The organism is Bacteroides sp. BFG-637 (assembly GCF_024793605.1).
In the GTDB taxonomy this organism is placed as follows: domain Bacteria; phylum Bacteroidota; class Bacteroidia; order Bacteroidales; family Bacteroidaceae; genus Bacteroides; species Bacteroides vicugnae.
On sequence record NZ_JANUPD010000002.1, the window covers coordinates 4,701,991 to 4,720,546 of the forward strand.

14 protein-coding genes and 1 pseudogene are annotated in these 18,556 nt (G+C 40.3%); all 15 read left to right on the forward strand.

The genetic code is table 11. The annotated features are described in order from the left end of the window. The first annotated feature begins 69 nt into the window (after positions 1 to 69). The 15 genes and pseudogenes from NXX38_RS18230 to NXX38_RS18305 all read left to right on the forward strand — a co-directional run bounded on the left by NXX38_RS18230 (position 70) and on the right by NXX38_RS18305 (position 18,413). Positions 70 to 753 (forward strand): hypothetical protein, encoded by a 684-nt coding sequence (locus NXX38_RS18230; protein WP_258980579.1) that lies wholly within the window; start codon positions 70 to 72, stop codon positions 751 to 753. After that, positions 710 to 1,987: a hypothetical protein gene (locus NXX38_RS18235; RefSeq protein WP_258980580.1), complete on the forward strand. Its 1,278-nt coding sequence runs from the start codon at positions 710 to 712 to the stop codon at positions 1,985 to 1,987. The genes NXX38_RS18230 and NXX38_RS18235 overlap by 44 nt, the downstream gene beginning before the upstream one ends. Beyond that, positions 1,965 to 3,149, forward strand: a complete 1,185-nt coding sequence (locus tag NXX38_RS18240) for an RHS repeat domain-containing protein (RefSeq protein WP_258980582.1) — start codon at positions 1,965 to 1,967, stop codon at positions 3,147 to 3,149. Before NXX38_RS18235 ends, NXX38_RS18240 begins: the two co-directional genes overlap by 23 nt. A gap of 2 nt (positions 3,150 to 3,151) precedes the next feature. After that, positions 3,152 to 3,643 carry a hypothetical protein gene (locus NXX38_RS18245; RefSeq protein ID WP_032848910.1) on the forward strand — a complete coding sequence of 164 codons (492 nt, stop codon included), beginning with the start codon at positions 3,152 to 3,154 and terminating at the stop codon, positions 3,641 to 3,643. 58 nt (positions 3,644 to 3,701) lie between these two features. Beyond that, a complete protein-coding gene (locus NXX38_RS18250; RefSeq protein ID WP_234132188.1) occupies positions 3,702 to 5,651 on the forward strand; it encodes a cytochrome c biogenesis protein CcdA in 1,950 nt (649 codons plus the stop codon). A gap of 310 nt (positions 5,652 to 5,961) precedes the next feature. Beyond that, a complete protein-coding gene (locus NXX38_RS18255; protein ID WP_258980584.1) occupies positions 5,962 to 6,480 on the forward strand; it encodes an HU family DNA-binding protein in 519 nt (172 codons plus the stop codon). Between the two features lie 84 nt (positions 6,481 to 6,564). Further along, on the forward strand, positions 6,565 to 6,915 hold the full coding sequence (locus tag NXX38_RS18260) for a hypothetical protein (protein WP_143260142.1): 351 nt from the start codon (positions 6,565 to 6,567) through the stop codon (positions 6,913 to 6,915). A gap of 28 nt (positions 6,916 to 6,943) precedes the next feature. Further along, complete coding sequence (locus NXX38_RS18265; protein ID WP_258980589.1) at positions 6,944 to 7,882, forward strand: N-acetylmuramoyl-L-alanine amidase; 939 nt, start codon at positions 6,944 to 6,946, stop codon at positions 7,880 to 7,882. Positions 7,883 to 8,611: 729 nt separating this feature from the next. After that, positions 8,612 to 9,361 carry a DUF5131 family protein gene (locus NXX38_RS18275; protein ID WP_148366746.1) on the forward strand — a complete coding sequence of 250 codons (750 nt, stop codon included), beginning with the start codon at positions 8,612 to 8,614 and terminating at the stop codon, positions 9,359 to 9,361. Between the two features lie 127 nt (positions 9,362 to 9,488). Next, a complete protein-coding gene (locus NXX38_RS18280) occupies positions 9,489 to 11,585 on the forward strand; it encodes a glycoside hydrolase family 127 protein (RefSeq protein ID WP_258980591.1) in 2,097 nt (698 codons plus the stop codon). Between the two features lie 28 nt (positions 11,586 to 11,613). After that, positions 11,614 to 13,471 (forward strand): annotated as a pseudogene (locus NXX38_RS18285) (right-handed parallel beta-helix repeat-containing protein). Positions 13,472 to 13,614: 143 nt separating this feature from the next. After that, entirely contained in the window at positions 13,615 to 15,819 is a 2,205-nt protein-coding gene (locus NXX38_RS18290) for an alpha-L-rhamnosidase C-terminal domain-containing protein (RefSeq protein ID WP_258980593.1), read from the forward strand. A gap of 193 nt (positions 15,820 to 16,012) precedes the next feature. Next, a complete protein-coding gene (locus tag NXX38_RS18295; protein WP_195650314.1) occupies positions 16,013 to 16,633 on the forward strand; it encodes an RNA polymerase sigma factor in 621 nt (206 codons plus the stop codon). 5 nt (positions 16,634 to 16,638) lie between these two features. Then, positions 16,639 to 17,631, forward strand: coding sequence for a FecR family protein (locus NXX38_RS18300; RefSeq protein WP_258980595.1), 993 nt, complete (start codon positions 16,639 to 16,641; stop codon positions 17,629 to 17,631). 26 nt (positions 17,632 to 17,657) lie between these two features. Then, on the forward strand, positions 17,658 to 18,413 hold the full coding sequence (locus NXX38_RS18305; RefSeq protein WP_258980597.1) for a creatininase family protein: 756 nt from the start codon (positions 17,658 to 17,660) through the stop codon (positions 18,411 to 18,413). The last annotated feature ends 143 nt before the right edge of the window (positions 18,414 to 18,556 follow it).

Consider the following 18,556-nt stretch of genomic DNA (forward strand, 5'->3'; position numbering starts at 1 on the left):
TTATATAAGAAGAAACCTTCAAAAATTACAACTGTCTACACAAGAGATGAAGCTAATAGTATCACTCAGGTGAAAAGATACGATTATACACCACAAGGAAAAATTTCTTTAGAATCATTTAATTCATATTTTAAAAGATACCAATATAATGTTTGTGGGCTTTTGGTTGCGGAGAGTATAGAAGATTCTATCACTAAAAAACAGTTTATTTATGAATATGATACTAACTTTCTACATCGAAGTAAGACTATATCTCCGACAGGTTTAATCTCAACTTATACAACTGATGTCTATGGCAATATTCTTATTCATACCGGACCGGGAAATCTGAAAACATATTATACTTATGATGATTTATTCAGACCTTATAAAATTAAGGCTCCCGATGGTACTGTTTCAGTCCGGAAAGCAATAAGAGGGGGACGTGATAAACAAGGATTCTATGTTGCGAATTATGTTATATTGAATGGAAATACAGAAAAAAGTATTATTTTTAATAATGCCATACACTACGATTGTCTGGGGAGAGAAATTCGAAAAGAAAAAGTTCTATTAAATGGAATATGCGAACATGTTGATATTTATTATAACAAAAAAGGGTTGTCAGAAAAGTTGTATTCATATAGAGGGAAAGTTTTAGTAAATTCGAAAGAAATGTATTATGATAATAAGAATCGCATTATACAAGAGAAAATATCATCTCCAGTAGATGTGGGCAAAAAATGGAAAAACTATAGACTATGTTTATTATGATCCAAATGTCAGGAGAGGGAAAAAGGTAAAAACTGTAATAACTAATGCATCTACCACTGATTCTATTGTTACAATAATGATATATAATCGTACTGCTTTACCTGTATTAAGAATCGAAAATAGTGATTCAATAGTTTACCAATATGATAGTGCTGATAACTTAATAAAGGTACAAACGGTAGGATATCCGACAGAGGATAAATATACAGATTATGGATTGAGAATTTCTCATTTCAATAATTCTACAGGTAAATCGACATGTGAATATAACAATTTCAATGAATTAGCTAAAGAGGTTGATAGTCAAGGAAATAAGATTAAATATGCTTACGATAAAGAGGGAAGAATAATAACAAAAACGACAGGGGAAAATACTGTTCATTATATTTATGACGCAGTTACTGGTTGGCTAAAAGGAATTGAATCTTTGTCACATAAACTGGAATATTTATATGATAATATAGGACGGGTTATTGAAGAAAAGAAAACGACATTAGGGATACCGATGGTCAAGAAATATCAGTATGACAACTTTGGACGTTTATCAGTGTATACTTCTCCGTCTGGTTTCAAGCAAAAGAATGTATATGATGATAGATTTTGTGAATTGGTTGAGATTCGTGATATAACTACAGGCGATTCAAAAATTCTATGGAAACGCACGAAGGTCGATTCTTTGGGATATATTTCACAGGTTATTAATGGAGATAATCGAACAGTAGATTATACGTATAATAATCGTGGAGAATATACACATATTTATTCTCCGGGAGTTATTGATTTTTTATATCAATATGATCATCGTGATTTGATGCTTTCACGTAAAGAAAAGTTTTATACGGATGATTTATGGAAAGGATTTGATGAGTATTTCAGCTATGATACTTATGAAAGGCTTATTGCATCTGAAAGAAAAGGAAAAACAGGCCAAGAGGTTTCATATTCTTCCGGTTATCGGATTGCATCAAAATCCGACATGGGGACTTATTTATATACTAGCGATAAATCTCGAATTCATAGCATATCCACAGTGTCAGAAAGAGATTATTATCCTTCACAGATATTAACATTTTCAACAAATAATCGTATTGCTACAATACAAGAAAAAGATAAGATATGGACTTATGATTATGATGTGAATGAGATGCGTGCAAAAGCGGTGTTGGAAGAAAATGGCATTGTACGATTAACTAAATATTATTTTTCTAATTATGAAAAAAGAATGTACAGATAACCAATCGACTGATATTGATTATATTTATGCAGGTGAAAATTTGGTAGCTTTAAGAAAGACTACAGAAAATCAGGCGACTATATATTTTGTCTATTCTGATAATTTAGGTTCTATTCGATGCTTGACTGATTTTCAAGGGAATGTAGTACAGCAGTTGGGGTATGACGCATGGGGGCAACGCCGCAATCCATTGACTGGCGAGAAATTGACTTCTATAGAATTGATAGATTCTTATCGTATTACGCGACGTGGATTTACAACTCATGAGCATATTGATGAAATGAACCTGATTAATATGAATGCGAGAATCTATGATCCTTTAATTGGTTGCTTTATTAGTGTTGATCCTCACGCTGCCATGAATTATATAATTAATCCTTATACTTATTGTAATGGAAATCCATTAAAATGGATTGATTTAACAGGAGAAGATATGTGGAGTACGTCTGACCCTGACTTGATAGACCGGATGTTTAATTTATACAAGGATGGCCAGAATATGTTTGGCAAACCATATTCTGTAAGTAATGATTGGTTTTATCTAACTCACGATGAGTTTGTTAGAGCCTATGCAGTATATGGAGTTGCTGTATTTTCTTACAATGGTAGCTATGACTTGAGTAGTTATGGGACTGTAAGTGATGGGGAAATCACAATTCATGGGAAGCTTCCGAAAAAAGAGGAAACTGGCTTTCCTAGTGTAGGTGATGCTTATTCTATGATAAATTATGCAGTAGGGACATATACTGGAATAAAAGCTTACTCGCATGTACATGATGGAATGTGGCGTGGAATGGACGGTAAATGGTACAAAACATCTTGGGGAGGTAATCAGTATACAGGGGCTCGTAGCACTGTGATGAAAAAGGCTTTACGTTTAGAGAAAATTGGTAAATATATGTTCTGTCTTGATGCTGTAATTAATGGAGTTATAATTTGGAACAATGCTTCTGAAAATAATTACGAACTTATATTCCAATCTTCGGCAAATATTGTTTTCGGATATATTTCTACTTATGGTGGACCTCCTGGAATGATTGTGGGAACAATGTATTATTCTATGACTTTTGCTCCTCATGGATTTATATTTTGTCCGATAACAGAACCGACTTTCTGTTCATCTGATAATACTTATGTTGAACCATATAAAAAAATATATTGAGAATGAATATACTTAAACAAATATATGAGATATATGAATATCTGTTTTATCGAACATATATATGGCAGCTTAGATTGTGGGGAGAAAAGCGGTCGCCAGAAGTGGCAGGGTTATTACTACCGACTTCATTGTTTACTTTTGTTTTTGTTGGCCCAATAGTTGGAGTATTACATTCATTGGAAGTACCAAACAATGAAGAGTTAGGTATACTTTTGGCTGTTATATTCACTTTTGTTGCTCATAGATTATTTATTAGCGATGGACAATATTTGTCTATTGCTGATAAATATCGTAATGAAACTAAAGAAAAACAACGACAACGTATGAAGCAAGTTTGGATTTTTTTAGCAATAAATCTTATTTGGGTAATATTCTGCATCTTCTTATTCATCAAAGTGATACCCCCGCCATCAAATGCAGATACCTCTAATAAGAATCCTTCTCCAGAATATATAGAGATGCTGAAAGATATAAGAGACCGACGAGCACAATAGAATATAAACAGTGAAATAAATTTGTTGTATAATAGATTATAATTTAGAACTTAGAAAAATGAGAATTATTTTATTTTTATTATTGGGTTGGTACACAATCGGAAATATACAAGCACAAATCAAAGAGCCTGTAAAGTTCAAAAATGAGTTGAAAATGACATCTGAAACGGAAGCGGAAATCGTGTTTACTGCTTCGATAGAGAAAGGATGGCATGTGTATTCGACCGGGCTAGGGGATGATGGGCCTATTTCCGCTACTTTCAACATCAATGCGAGTAATCATGTAGAAACAATGGGTAAATTGCAACCTGTTGGAAAAGAAATCAGCATCTATGATAAGATGTTCGAGATGAACGTGCGTTATTTTGAAGATACGGTACAGTTTATCCAAAAAGTGAGATTTACAGGAAATGATTACTTTATGGATGGGTTTCTGGAGTTTGGAGCTTGTAACGATGAGAGCTGTTTACCTCCGACTCAAATTCCTTTTCAATATGGGAAAAAAGCAGAAGCAGATATAATAGTTACAAAAGGGGAGGAAGAGGCTCCGGTAAATGTGGTAGAGAAGCAATCGGAAAGTGATCTTTGGAAACCGGTAATCAATGAATTGCAAGTGTTAGGTGAAGAACATTCTCAAGAGGATAAATCTTGGTTGTATGTCTTTGTCACTGGATTTCTTGGCGGATTATTGGCTTTGTTCACTCCCTGCGTATGGCCGATTATTCCTATGACTGTGAGTTTTTTCCTGAAAAGAAACAAGGATAAGAAGAAAGGGATTCGGGATGCATGGACTTATGGTGCTTCAATTGTCGTGATTTATGTAACACTGGGATTAGCAATTACTTTAATATTTGGTGCCAGTGCATTGAACGCTTTATCAACAAATGCCGTATTTAATATTCTTTTCTTCCTGATGTTGGTTGTTTTTGCAGCTTCTTTCTTTGGGGCATTTGAACTTACTTTGCCTTCTAAATGGAGTAATGCTGTGGATAGCAAAGCGGAAGCGACGAGTGGGCTGCTAAGTATTTTTCTGATGGCATTTACGTTATCTCTGGTGTCTTTCTCTTGTACAGGGCCGATTATCGGCTTTCTGCTCGTACAGGTTTCTACAACTGGTAGCGTGATTGCTCCTGCTATCGGAATGTTAGGCTTTGCCATCGCTTTGGCTTTACCATTCACACTGTTTGCTCTTTTTCCTTCGTGGCTGAAATCAATGCCTAAGTCAGGAGGGTGGATGAATGTAATTAAAGTGACATTGGGCTTTCTGGAACTGGCTTTTGCCTTGAAATTCTTATCGGTTGCGGACTTAGCCTATGGTTGGAGAATTCTGGATAGGGAAACCTTCCTTGCATTATGGATTGTGATTTTCGGACTGATGGGGTTATATCTGTTAGGAAAGATCAAGTTTCCGCATGACGGTGATGAAAGTAGGGTAGGCGTAGCCCGCTTCTTTCTTGCACTTGTCTCTTTAGCGTTTGCTGTGTATATGATCCCCGGACTTTGGGGAGCACCTTTGAAAGCTGTCAGTGCATTTGCTCCTCCTGTGATGACACAGGACTTCAATTTATACTCGAATGAGGTTCATCCCCAATTTAAGGACTATGATATTGGGATGGAGTATGCACGGCAACAGGGAATGCCTGTGATGGTCGACTTTACCGGATATGGTTGTGTGAATTGTCGTAAGATGGAGGCGGCTGTATGGACAGATAGTAAGGTAGGCGGTATCATCAATGATAAATATGTGCTTATCTCGTTGTATGTAGATGATAAGACTCCATTGAATGAGCCGCTCAAAGTAACGGAAAATGGAACGGAACGTACCTTACGCACGGTAGGGGATAAATGGAGCTATCTGCAACGTGTGAAGTTTGGAGCAAATGCACAGCCTTTTTATGTATTGCTGGATAATGACGGGAATCCGTTGAATAAGTCGTATGCATATAATGAAGATATTACTTCTTATATTGAGTTTTTACAGAAAGGATTGGAACATTACGTAAAATGAATTTAGTCATTGATTCTCTTTTAACCTGGACTCGTGATCGATAGGATTAGAAAAGGAATTTGTTTTTAGGTAGTGGGGCCGGCGTACAAAGCGTAACTTTGTTTGCCGGTCTTTTTTATGCTCCCTTGTCTCCCTGCTTGTCGCTTTTTTCAAGGTATTGGGTTGATTATTTGCTATAAATATTGTTTGTAGGCCTTGTAGTGCCGATAATCGCTTGTCGTTTCATGTCCGTTGAATATGCCGCATCTTTGCATCGTTAACGTTAGCGAAGTAATAATTAAACAGTATTCATTTAAAAAAGAAAAGTATTATGGCAATTAGATTTAAAAGGGTTCAACGTCTGTGTGATCCGACAAACAAAGAGGCAGGAAAGAAAGTGTATCCAGTAATTTCTTATCAATACGATACGAGCGCTACACTGGATGAGTTTGCGAAAGAAATCTCTTCTACTTCCGGTGTCAGTGAGGGTGAAACGATTAGTGTATTGAAAGATTTTCGTACACTTCTACGTAAGACATTACTTTCGGGCCGTTCAGTGAACATTAAGGGATTGGGTTACTTTTTTCTTGCGGCTCAAAGCAAAGGAACAGAAAAGGCAGAAGACTTTACTGTATCTGACATCAGCGGCCTGCGGGTTTGTTTTCGTGCTAATTCGGATATCCGTCTCTTTACGGGAACTTCGACGCGTTCGGATGGATTGAAGTTTAAGGATTTGGATCATATCAACGACTCAAGTATCATTGATGGTGGGGCAGGTGAAGGAGAGGAAACACCGAATCCTGACGGTGGTTCGGGAGATAATGGTGAAGCACCCGATCCGGCAGCTTGATAAGCGGGAAATGAAAATTAGCGACTTTGTATGGAATGGGGCTTCGGCCTCATTCTTTCTTTATAACTACATAAATAGATCAATATGCAAATAACTACAATCCTTGCTTTTATTACTGCTATGGGTGGTTTGGAAGCGGTGAAATGGATGGTGAGATATATCTCTTGCCGGAAAACGGATGCACGGAAAGAAGAGGCAGACGTGAGCAGTCTGGAAGAAGAAAATCGTCGTAAAAAGGTGGATTGGCTGGAAGATCGCCTGACACAGCGGGACGAGAAAATAGACGGGCTTTATATCGAGCTTCGCAAGGAGCAGGAAGAGAAGATCGACTGGATACATAAATGCCATGAGGTGGAGTTGGCACAGAAAGAGTCGGAGGTGAAAAAGTGTGAGATCAGAGGGTGTGTGAAGCGCATTCCTCCTTCGGAATATTAATGAGGTTAGTTGATAAAAATAAAATGTCATGAGAAAGATAGATTCTATTATAGTGCATTGCTCGGCAACAAAAGCCGGACAGGACTTTACCGCCGCAGATATTGACCGTTGGCACCGGGAACGTGGGTTCAACGGCATCGGATATCATTATGTTATCCGTCTGGACGGAAGACTGGAGAAAGGAAGGGAAATTGATTTGCCTGGAGCACATTGCAAAGGTTGGAATGAGCGAAGTATCGGGCTCTGTTATATCGGGGGATTGGATGAGAACGGACATCCGGCAGATACTCGGACAAATGTTCAAAAACGGGTGCTTTATCAAGTAATAATGGATTTGCAACGGGAATATACTATTCTTCAGGTATTGGGACACCGGGATACTTCGCCGGATTTGAATGGAGACGGGGTGATCGAACCTTATGAATATGTGAAAGCGTGTCCTTGTTTTGATGTGAGGGAGTTTATGAAGAGTGGGGGAGAGCTGCTGTTTGTTTTATTATTGGGGTTCGTTCTTCCGGGGGTGCTTTCGGGATGTAGGACTAAGAAGGAAGTTATCAGTAGGAGCAGTGAGGTGCAGATGGATTCAAGTTTTTCCGGGCATTCTTCCCATGTGGCTTCGTATGATGTTAATCAGGAAAGGAAGATGCTGGAACGGATGGAGGAGTCTACCGAACAAATATTGGTAGTATTGGGGAAAGATACTGCGACAGGGGATTTCTCTTCCACCTGTTTTATTTCAGGTAGCAGAAAGACGGTGAATAAGGTTTTTGAAAAGAAAGAGAGGATAGATGAGAAAGAAGATACTCAAATATCATCCTTTATCGACACGAATCGTCATAAAGTGGTTGGTGAGGAGGAAGAGAATAGCTTATATTATAGGAAAAATATAAGTTGGATGCTAATAATTAGTATATCGGCATTGATGTTACTTTACTTTATTTATAAAAAGAGGAGAATTCTTTTTTGAGGATTTGCATAGAAATATATAGAATAATACTATCTTTGTAGAGGTATATCGGGCTTAATGGAGTGATTGTTCAATAATATTCATATTCATCATCGGGATATACAATGAGAATGAGGGCGAAATTTTTTATTGTGATAATTGATTGTGTAGCCCTAAATGTGTGAATAACGTAAAAGTGGTAGCTTTTGAGTTTGAATTTTGCATATATCGAAACAGGCTATTTAAAATATTTGCTATTAGTCTTGTTTGTAAACAGATATTGTTCTCTTAGACATGAATACAATTTGCCATATTCGTGATTATGCGGACTTTTGCAGAAGGTAACTAACAAACAATATTTAGGGATTAATGATTATATATAATAGTCGATTAGCAAAATGGCTTCTCGATAAAAAGAAACATTCTTTTATGATTTTTGGGTGCTACTTTACCCGTTATAAGCAATTAGAATTTTGGGAGGAAATGGAAAACCGGATTCATGTAAGGCAATACACGGAATGCTTTTTGCCTACACTTGTGCCGGCAGTAGGAGTATCGTTGTAAAAGAAAGCTGCCATCGTCAAGATGGGCTGACTAAGATAAAGATCCCTCGTGGATCGGCTGCCTGTGAAGGTCGCTCTATTGTTTGTTTTGTTTGTGTTTTGGTGCACCTTTATTCTGTTGAAGAATAAGGTGCACTCTTTTTATGGTTATATAATAGATTAAATATATCTTTGAAGAAAAAAGAAGATGGGTGAAAAGGCTTCAATGTGGAATCTCTGGCACGGCTGTCACAAATTGAGTGAGGGCTGCCGCCATTGTTATGTGTATCGGACGGATGGTAAATATGGAAAAGACAGTTCGGTGGTGACAAAGACGGAGAAGTTTGATTTACCTTTGCTTCGAAAAAAGAACGGTACGTATAAGATACCTTCGGGAAATCTGGTATATACTTGTTTTACTTCGGATTTTCTGATAGAAGATGCCGACGAATGGCGTGCCGAAGCATGGGAGATGATGCGGATACGGCAGGACTTGCATTTCCTTTTTATCACCAAACGAATCGATCGATTACAACAGTGTCTGCCTCCGGATTGGGGTGATGGGTATGAGAACGTAACAATCTGCTGCACAATGGAGAATCAGGATAGGGTGGATTATCGTCTGCCTATTTATAAAGAAAGTCCTATTAAACATAAAATCATTATCTGCGAACCGCTTCTTAGCCGGATTGATTTCAGAGGCGAGTTGGGAGATTGGGTGGAACAGGTGGTTGCCGGAGGGGAGTCGGGGAAGGAAGCCCGGATGTGTGACTATGAGTGGGTGCTGGATATCCGGCAGCAATGTATAGATGCGAATGTCGGCTTTTGGTTCAAGCAGACTGGGAGTTATTTGCTGAAAGAGGGACATGAATACAAGATTGCCCGACAGTTTCAACATTCGCAGGCGAGGAAGGCAGGATTGAATTATATGCCTGATAAACAAGAAATAAAAGGTTAGTTCAGATATTTTTTACTGAAAGCGAGGGTTGCTTGGCAATCTTCGCTTTTTGTTTTATTGAGTACAAAATACGGATAATCACGTCTTTTTATAAAGATATTGTGTAAATTTTAAATTATCCATATTAATGAAACAGATAAAACTGTTACTTCTTTTAGCTTCCGCCTCCGTTACGGGAGCACTTGCGCAAAGCAATGGATTGACGGATATGAGTCAGAGCCGTTTTGCGAAGATGGCGAATACCGGAATCGGCGCAGTACATTGGACAGATGGATTCTGGGGAGATCGCTTTCAGGTATTTAGCCGGACTTCTCTGCAAAGTATGTGGAACACTTGGAACGCGCCGGAGATCTCTCACGGTTTCCGTAATTTTGAGATTGCTGCCGGGGTATGCAAAGGAGAGCATTGGGGACCTCCATTTCATGACGGAGATATGTATAAATGGATGGAAGGTGTGGCTTCTGTCTATGCAGTTAATAAAGATCCGGAGCTGGACAAGTTAATGGATAACTTTATTACTTGTGTCGTAAAAGCCCAGCGTGCAGACGGTTATATACATACGCCTGTTGTTATTGAAGAACTGAATAAAGGGATTGACTCTCATGCATTGGGAGATCAGCATAAACAAACGGTCATTGGAACGAAAGTAGGTGACGAGAATGAAAAAGGAGCTTTTGCCAATCGGCTGAACTTTGAGACTTATAATCTGGGACACTTGATGATGGCGGGTATTGTGCATCGTCGTGCCACTGGAAAGACTACTCTTTTCGATGCTGCTGTGAAAGCGACGGATTTCCTCTGTCATTTTTATGAAACGGCTTCTGCCGAACTGGCTCGCAATGCTATTTGTCCCTCTCATTATATGGGGGTAGTTGAAATGTACCGGGCTACCGGAAATCCCCGTTATCTGGAACTTTCAAAGAATCTGATTGATATCCGTGGTATGGTGGAGAACGGTACAGACGATAATCAGGACCGTATTCCTTTCCGCGATCAATATCGTGCGATGGGACATGCCGTACGCGCCAACTATCTGTATGCCGGAGTAGCGGATGTATATGCAGAAACCGGTGAGCAGCAATTAATGAAGAATCTGACTAGTATCTGGAATGATATCGTGACCCGGAAAATGTATGTGACCGGTGCTTGCGGTGCTCTTTATGATGGTACATCGCCTGATGGTACGTGTTATGAGCCGGATAGTATTCAGAAAGTGCATCAGAGTTATGGACGTCCCTATCAGTTGCCGAATAGCACTGCTCACAATGAAACGTGTGCCAATATCGGTAATATGCTGTTCAACTGGCGGATGCTGGAGGTGACAGGAGATGCGAAATATGCCGATCTTGTGGAGACTTGTCTTTATAATAGTGTATTGAGCGGTATTAGTCTGGATGGAAAGAAGTATTTCTACACGAATCCGCTTCGTATCAGTGCCGATCTTCCTTACACGCTTCGTTGGCCGAAGGAACGGACGGAATATATCAGTTGTTTCTGCTGTCCTCCGAACACATTGCGTACACTGTGCCAGGCACAAAACTATGCATATACATTGAGTCCGGAAGGGATTTATTGTAATCTGTATGGAGCAAATACATTGACAACGACTTGGAAAGAGAAGGGAGAAGTAGCTCTGACGCAGGAGACGGATTATCCCTGGGATGGAAATGTACGTGTAACGTTGAATAAAGTTCCTCGTAAGGCGGGTAGTTTCTCGCTTTTCTTACGTATCCCTGAATGGTGCGAAAAGGCTACGCTTACGGTGAATGGGCAGCCGCTGCAAATCAATGCGAGGGCAAATTCGTATGCGGAAGTAAATCGTGCATGGAAGAAGGGAGATGTAGTGGAACTGGCAATGGATATGCCTGTGTGCTTGCTTGAAGCTCATCCGTTGGCAGAGGAGATTCGTAATCAGGTGGTCGTAAAGCGCGGACCGTTGGTTTATTGTCTGGAAAATATGGACATAGCGAATGGAGAGAAGATTGATGATGTATTGATCCCTGCTGATATAAAATTGACTCCGAAGAAGATTACGATTGAAGGCAGTCCGGTTGTAGCGCTCGAAGGTAAAGCGCGTCTGGCATCTGCAACTTCTTGGGAAGGAGTACTTTATCGTCCGGTAGTTCAGGCTGAAAAGACGGTGGATATTCGTTTGATTCCTTATTATGCCTGGGGAAATAGAGGAAAAGGAGAAATGACCGTATGGATGCCTCTTGCCAGATAAATCATGATACAGAAATGAAGAAATGAGGATGAGAAAGTTATTTTTAACGGCTATATGTATTTTGTGCAGTCATTGGTTATGGTCCGGTGAGATATGGGTTTCTCCCAAAGGTAATGACTTGAATGATGGAACCCGTCAGTCTCCCAAAGCAACGCTGACTGCTGCTTTACGGCAGGCGCGTGAGTGGCGGAGGACGGAAGATGACCGTGTGCAGGGAGGAATCACAGTTTATATGGAGGGTGGAATGTATGCTCTGTATGAGCCGGTTTTTATCCGTCCGGAAGATAGTGGGACAAAGGAATCACCAACGGTGATCCGTTCGGCAGTCGATGAAAAGGTAGTATTGAGTGGAGGAATCCGTATTAAGAATTGGAAGAGACAAGGAAAGCTCTGGGTGGCAGATGTGCCGGCATTTAATGGGCGTCCATTGGATTTTCGTCAGTTGTGGGTGAATGGAGAAAAGGCTGTCCGTGCCCGTGATGTAGAGGATTTCGAAAAAGATGAACCGTATTTGCAGCGTGGATGAAAAGAATGAAATTCTTTATGTTCCTGCGGTTGCGGTGCGCAGACTTATGGATCATAAGGGAAAAATGAAGGCTGAATATGCCGAAATGGTAATCCATCAGATGTGGTGTGTGGCCAATCTTCGGATTCGGTCTATTGAGGTGCAGGGAGATAGTGCGGCAGTACGTTTCCATCAGCCGGAAAGCCGGATTCAGTTTGAACATCCTTGGCCGCGTCCAATGGTGACGACGGACGGACATAATTCTGCTTTCTATCTGACGAATGCCCGTGAGCTATTGGATGTACCGGGTGAATGGTATCACGATATGGATGCCCGCAAAGTGTATTATTATCCACGGGAAGGAGAGAAGATGCAGGAGGCGGAAGTGATGGTACCCGCCGTTGAGACGTTAGTGCAGGTAGAAGGTACTTTGGTTCGTCCTGTGTGTCATATTCGTTTTGAGAAAATTACTTTTTCTTATACTACGTGGATGCGTCCGTCAGAGAAAGGACATGTGCCTCTTCAGGCAGGTATGTATCTGACGGATGGGTACCGGATTGATCCGAAGATGCAACGGGATTATCTGAATCATCCGTTGGATAATCAAGGATGGTTGGGTCGTCCTGCGGCTGCTGTCCGGATAGCTGCTGCCAGGCAGATTGATTTTGAGCGTTGCCGATTTGAACATTTGGGTTCTACCGGACTGGATTATGAGGAAGCGGTGCAGGGCGGTATTGTTCGTGGTTGTTTCTTTCGCGATATTGCAGGAAATGGTTTGCTGGCCGGTAGCTTTTCTCCGGTTGCTCACGAAACGCATTTGCCTTATGATCCTGCTGACCGCCGGGAAGTATGCACACACCAGCAAATCAATAATTGCTATTTCACGGAAGTTGGGATTGAGGACTGGGGATGTCTCGCCATTGCTGCGGGGTATGTGAGTGATATTAATATCGAGCATAATGAAATCTGTGAAGTTCCTTATAGTGGCATCAGTCTTGGTTGGGGATGGACACAAACTGTGAATTGTATGCGTAATAACAGAGTTCATGCAAATCTGATTCATCATTATGCGAAACACATGTATGATGTAGCGGGTGTTTACACGCTCGGTTCACAGCCTAAAAGCTATGTAACGGAGAATTGTGTGCATAGTATCTATAAACCGGGTTACGTGCACGATCCTAATCATTGGTTCTATCTTTATACGGATGAGGGTTCTTCTTTCATCACTGTTCGTGACAATTGGACGGAGGGAGAGAAGTATCTGCAAAATGCCAATGGTCCGGGAAATGTATGGGAGAATAATGGTCCGAATGTGGATGATGCTATTCGTGAACGTGCAGGATTGGAAGCAGAATACAAGGATTTGCTGAATCATTAGTAGCGGTCAATAAATAATCTTATTGTAAAATGCGGTTCGTTCCACCTAGGTCGAACGAAAAGACAACCTAGGTGGAACTAAACAACAACGACTGTGGAACGAATTACTTCTTATAACACAGTCGGTTAATAATAGAAAGAATAATGAAAAAGAAATATATGATATTGCTTGGTGTCTTGTCTCTGGCAAGTAGCACATTTGCCCAGACCTGGATTTGGTATCCGGGAGATTATGAAATCTGGCTGGGAAATCAAATGAACAACCGTCGTACGGAACGGGGTGCATTCTTCCCTCCTTTCTGGAAAACGGACAGTCATTATGTAGTTGTTGAATTCAGCAAGCAACTGAATCTTTCCGAGCCGGAAGAGATTTTTATTGCTGCGGAAGGAAAGTATAATGTCAAGCTGGATGGAAAGCTTCAATTCGGTATGCCGGAGACGATGACTCTTCCTGCCGGTAAGCATAACCTGAACATCAAAGTCTGGAATCAGGCTACTCCTCCCACCATTTATGTGAAAGGGAAGACGGTGAATTCTGATTCCTCCTGGCGAGTGACTTACGAAGATAAAGAATGGATTGATGAGAGCGGAAAAGCCAGTGACACATCTGCTACGATCTATATGGATGCCGGATGCTGGAACTTTGACGGGGCTACCCAACTTCCTTCCCAATTCAGTCTGATGCGTGAACCGAAGCAACCTGTTGCGAAGACAGTACAGGCTGAAGGAGGTATTCTTTATGATTTTGGAAAAGAGACATTCGGATTCATCACATTGAAGAATCTTTCCGGAAAAGGAAAAATAGAGATTTATTATGGTGAAAGTCCGGAAGAAGCAAAAGATAAAGCATATTGTGAAACTTTGGACAAACTGTTGTTAGAGCCGGGACAAGTGACTGACCTCGCCATCCGCAGCACTTCTCCTTTAAATAGTTCTGATAACGAATATACGTTGGAGAACAGTAAAGCTTTTCGATATGTCTATGTTACCCACGAACCGGGTGTACAAATAGGAGAAGTATCCATGCAATATGAATATCTTCCTGAAGAGTATCGTGGAAGTTTCCGTTGCAATGATGAAGAATTGAACCGTATCTGGGAAGTGGGGGCTTATACTATGCATCTCACTACGCGCGAGTTCTTTATTGACGGTATCAAACGTGACCGCTGGGTATGGAGTGGTGATGCTATCCAAAGTTATCTGATGAATTATTATCTTTTCTTCGATAGTGAATCCGTGAAACGTACGATCTGGCTGCTTCGTGGCAAAGATCCTGTGACCAGCCACAGCAATACGATCATGGACTATACTTTCTATTGGTTCCTTAGCGTATATGATTATTATATGTATAGTGGCGACCGCCACTTTGTCAACCAACTGTATCCACGTATGCAAACGATGATGGATTATGTATTGGGACGTACAAATAAAAATGGCATGGTGGAAGGTATGACCGGTGACTGGGTATTTGTGGACTGGGCGGACGGCTATCTGGATAAAAAAGGAGAACTTTCTTTTGAGCAAGTTTTATTTTGCAGAAGTCTGGAAACAATGGCTTTGTGTGCTGATTTAGTCGGGGATGAGATTGGGAAGCAGAAGTATGAGAAGCTGGCTGCTGCTCTGAAAGCAAAGTTAGAACCTACTTTCTGGAACAATCAAAAACAGGCATTTGTACATAATCGTGTGAATGGTCAGCAAAGTGATGCTGTGACGCGTTATACCAATATGTTTTCTGTATTCTTCCAGTATCTGAACGCAGATAAGCAGCAAGCCATCAAGAACTCTGTTCTTCTGAATGACAGCATTCTGAAAATCACAACGCCTTATATGCGTTTTTATGAATTGGAAGCTCTTTGTGCTCTGGGTGAACAGGAGGCTGTCATGAAGGAAATGAAAGCTTATTGGGGCGGTATGTTGAAGGAGGGTGCTACCTCTTTCTGGGAAAAATACAACCCTGAAGAAACTGGAACGCAACATCTTGCCATGTACGGCCGTCCTTATGGCAAGAGTCTGTGTCATGCCTGGGGAGCAAGTCCTATCTATCTGCTCGGCAAATATTATTTGGGTGTGAAACCAGTGAAAGAAGGATATAAGGAGTTTACTATCGCTCCTGTATTGGGAGGACTGAAATGGATGGAGGGTACTGTACCCACTCCGAATGGCGATATCCATATCTATATGAATGGCAAAATGATGAAAGTGAAAGCAACAGAAGGGAAAGGCTATCTGACAATCAATAGTCGTCGTCCGCCCAAAGCAAATATCGGAACACCGGAGAAAGTATCGGAAGGAGTGTGGCGTCTCTGGATTGATTCACCCGAAGAAAGAATTGTTACCTATCATTTATAATTCATTGTTAATTAGTTAGTGGAGTAGTCCTTGATTAACGGATCCTCTTTTATAGTGGAGATTGTTAATCAGGGACTTTTTTCGTAAATACATTTAGGTTTTCTAAGTTATTTGCTACATTTGCTCTTTATAAAGATAGCAGCAAGTAATACACTTTTTGTTCTTTTGGAAACAAATAAACAAAATCCGAAGAATGCAAAACAAGATTGTTCCATATACTAATACAGATGATGAAAAACTCTTTGCCTTGATCGAACAAGGCGATAAAAGAGCTTTCACCCAAGCTTATGAAAGATACCATAAACTATTGTATGTATTGGCTTACCGTTATTTAATGAGTTCCGATATGGCAGAAGATGCAGTACAGCATGTCTTCACCCGTTTGTGGGAATTCCGTTCAGAACTGCGTGTTGGAATCAGCCTGAAGAATTACCTATTCACTATGACAAAAAATTATGTCTTAAACTTGATTCGTAATGAAAACAGTGCGATTGCAAAGAACTATGAGATGGCACAAGCTGCTTCACCTTACGAAGATAATCTGATAGAGAATTTAGAGAAGAAAGAATTGATGTCCAGCTTTTATAAGGCAGTAGATATGCTTCCTGCACAGAAACGGGAAATCTGTTTAATGAAAGTTCAGGAGGAACTGACGAATCAGGAGATAGCGGAACGGATGAACTTATCCATAAATACCATCAAAACGCATTATTCGGAAGCCTTGAAACTTCTCCGTATTCATTTAAGTAAGATGTTAATAATTGTTGTATTTACCACTCTGATGACTGTTTTGAGTGTCCATTTAATAAAGTGATAAAGATGAATAGACCTACAGATAAACAAATAGAAGAAGTACTGGCAGGAATTGCTACCCCGGAAGATGCAAAGTTAGTAGCCGAATGGTTTACCACCGAAGAAGGCAGTGACTATCTGGAAGCTGCAATGACACGGGATTCGGAATTGATAAAAAATGAAGTAGCAGATTTGTATGTGAATCATGATATTCCTTCCAGGCATATGTTAGAACAGATACGAAAGAATATTCGGGTGAAAAAACTGAAACGCATTTGCTTCAGAGTGGCGGCAGTGTTGATACCCGTACTATTTATTATCGGATTCTATATACAACTGAACTCTAAAGTTGACCTGTTCGGAACTTCTGAATATGAAGAAGTCGTTGTAGGCAAAGGAGAACGGATACAAATCATGTTCCAGGATGGAACAAGGGTGTATATCAATTCTGATTCGAAGCTGAAATATCCAAAGAAATTTGCTTTGAACACCCGCGAAGTTTTTCTTGAAGGAGAAGCCTATTTTGTGGTAGCCAAGAATAAAAACCGTCCTTTCATTGTCAATCTGAATGGTCCTGCGATTCAGGTAGTGGGAACCTCTTTCAACGTACAGGATTATCCGGAAAACAAAGACATTGTGGTATGCCTGGATGAAGGAAACATAAATCTGGCTCTTCCTACTGAAAAGAAATATCCGGTGCGTCCCGGCGAAAGATTGATCTATAATAAGGAGAGCAATGAATGCACTATTTCCAGAATGGATGATATGCGCCGTTTGTCAATGTGGAAACAGAATGTGATCGTATTTAAAGACACCCCGCTGCCGGAAGTAATCAAAGTGTTGAACCGCTGGTATGACGTGGATTTTAAGATAGAAGATGAACGTGCCTTGACCTATGTGTATACTTTGACATCCGACAATACTTTACTGGAAAAAGTATTGATGGATTTGGAAAAGATTGCTCCGGTGAAGTTCGACTATAATGAAGATAAGAAAGAAGTTATAGTAAGAATGAAATAGTAAAAACACTCAAATAAAAAGATAATATGAATAAAGAAGTTGATTTGTCCGTATCTTGTTATGGAAAAGTAAAAGACAGGAGATATGACATCGTGGCATTGCCTTGGGGAGCTACTGAACCTCATAACTTGCATCTGCCCTACATGACGGATTGTATTCTTTCTCACGATGTAGCAGTAGATGCCGCCTTGATAGCTCAAAATAAGTATAATGTAAATTGTATGGTGATGCCACCTGTGGGTATGGGTTCTCAAAATCCGGGACAACGGGAACTGCCATTCTGCATCCATACCCGTTATGAAACTCAGAAAGCCATACTGACCGATATTGTATCTTCCCTCTACGCCCAAGGTATCCGGAAATTAGTGATTATCAACGGCCACGGCGGAAATACATTCAAGAGTATGATTCGTGACCTGTCCGTAGACTATCCCGATTTCCTGATAGCATCGAGCGAATGGTATACCGTATTGAAAGCCAAAGATTATTTTGAAAATCCGGGCGACCATGCGGACGAACTCGAAACTTCGGTAATGATGTATTATCATCCCGAACTGGTCAATTTGGAAGAAGCCGGACCAGGTGAATATAAAACATTTGCCGTGGAGTCTTTGAACGAAAAAGTTGCATGGATTCCCAGAAACTGGAAAAAGATATCTGAAGATACTGGTGTAGGCGACCCGAGAGGAGCTTCTGCCGAGAGAGGAAAGATATTCGCTGAAGCGGTTGCAGAAAAGTATGCAAAGCTTTTTGACGAGTTGGTACATAAGGAAATTTATTAGATTTCCGAGAAAAAACATAGTGACGCTATCCTGTTGTGATAGTGTCAGTATTGCCGACTGATAGCGTCACTATATCATCGGGATAGTGACATCATCCCAAGTGATAATAATTAATAATTATAAAAAGTCCTTCCGAATGAAAA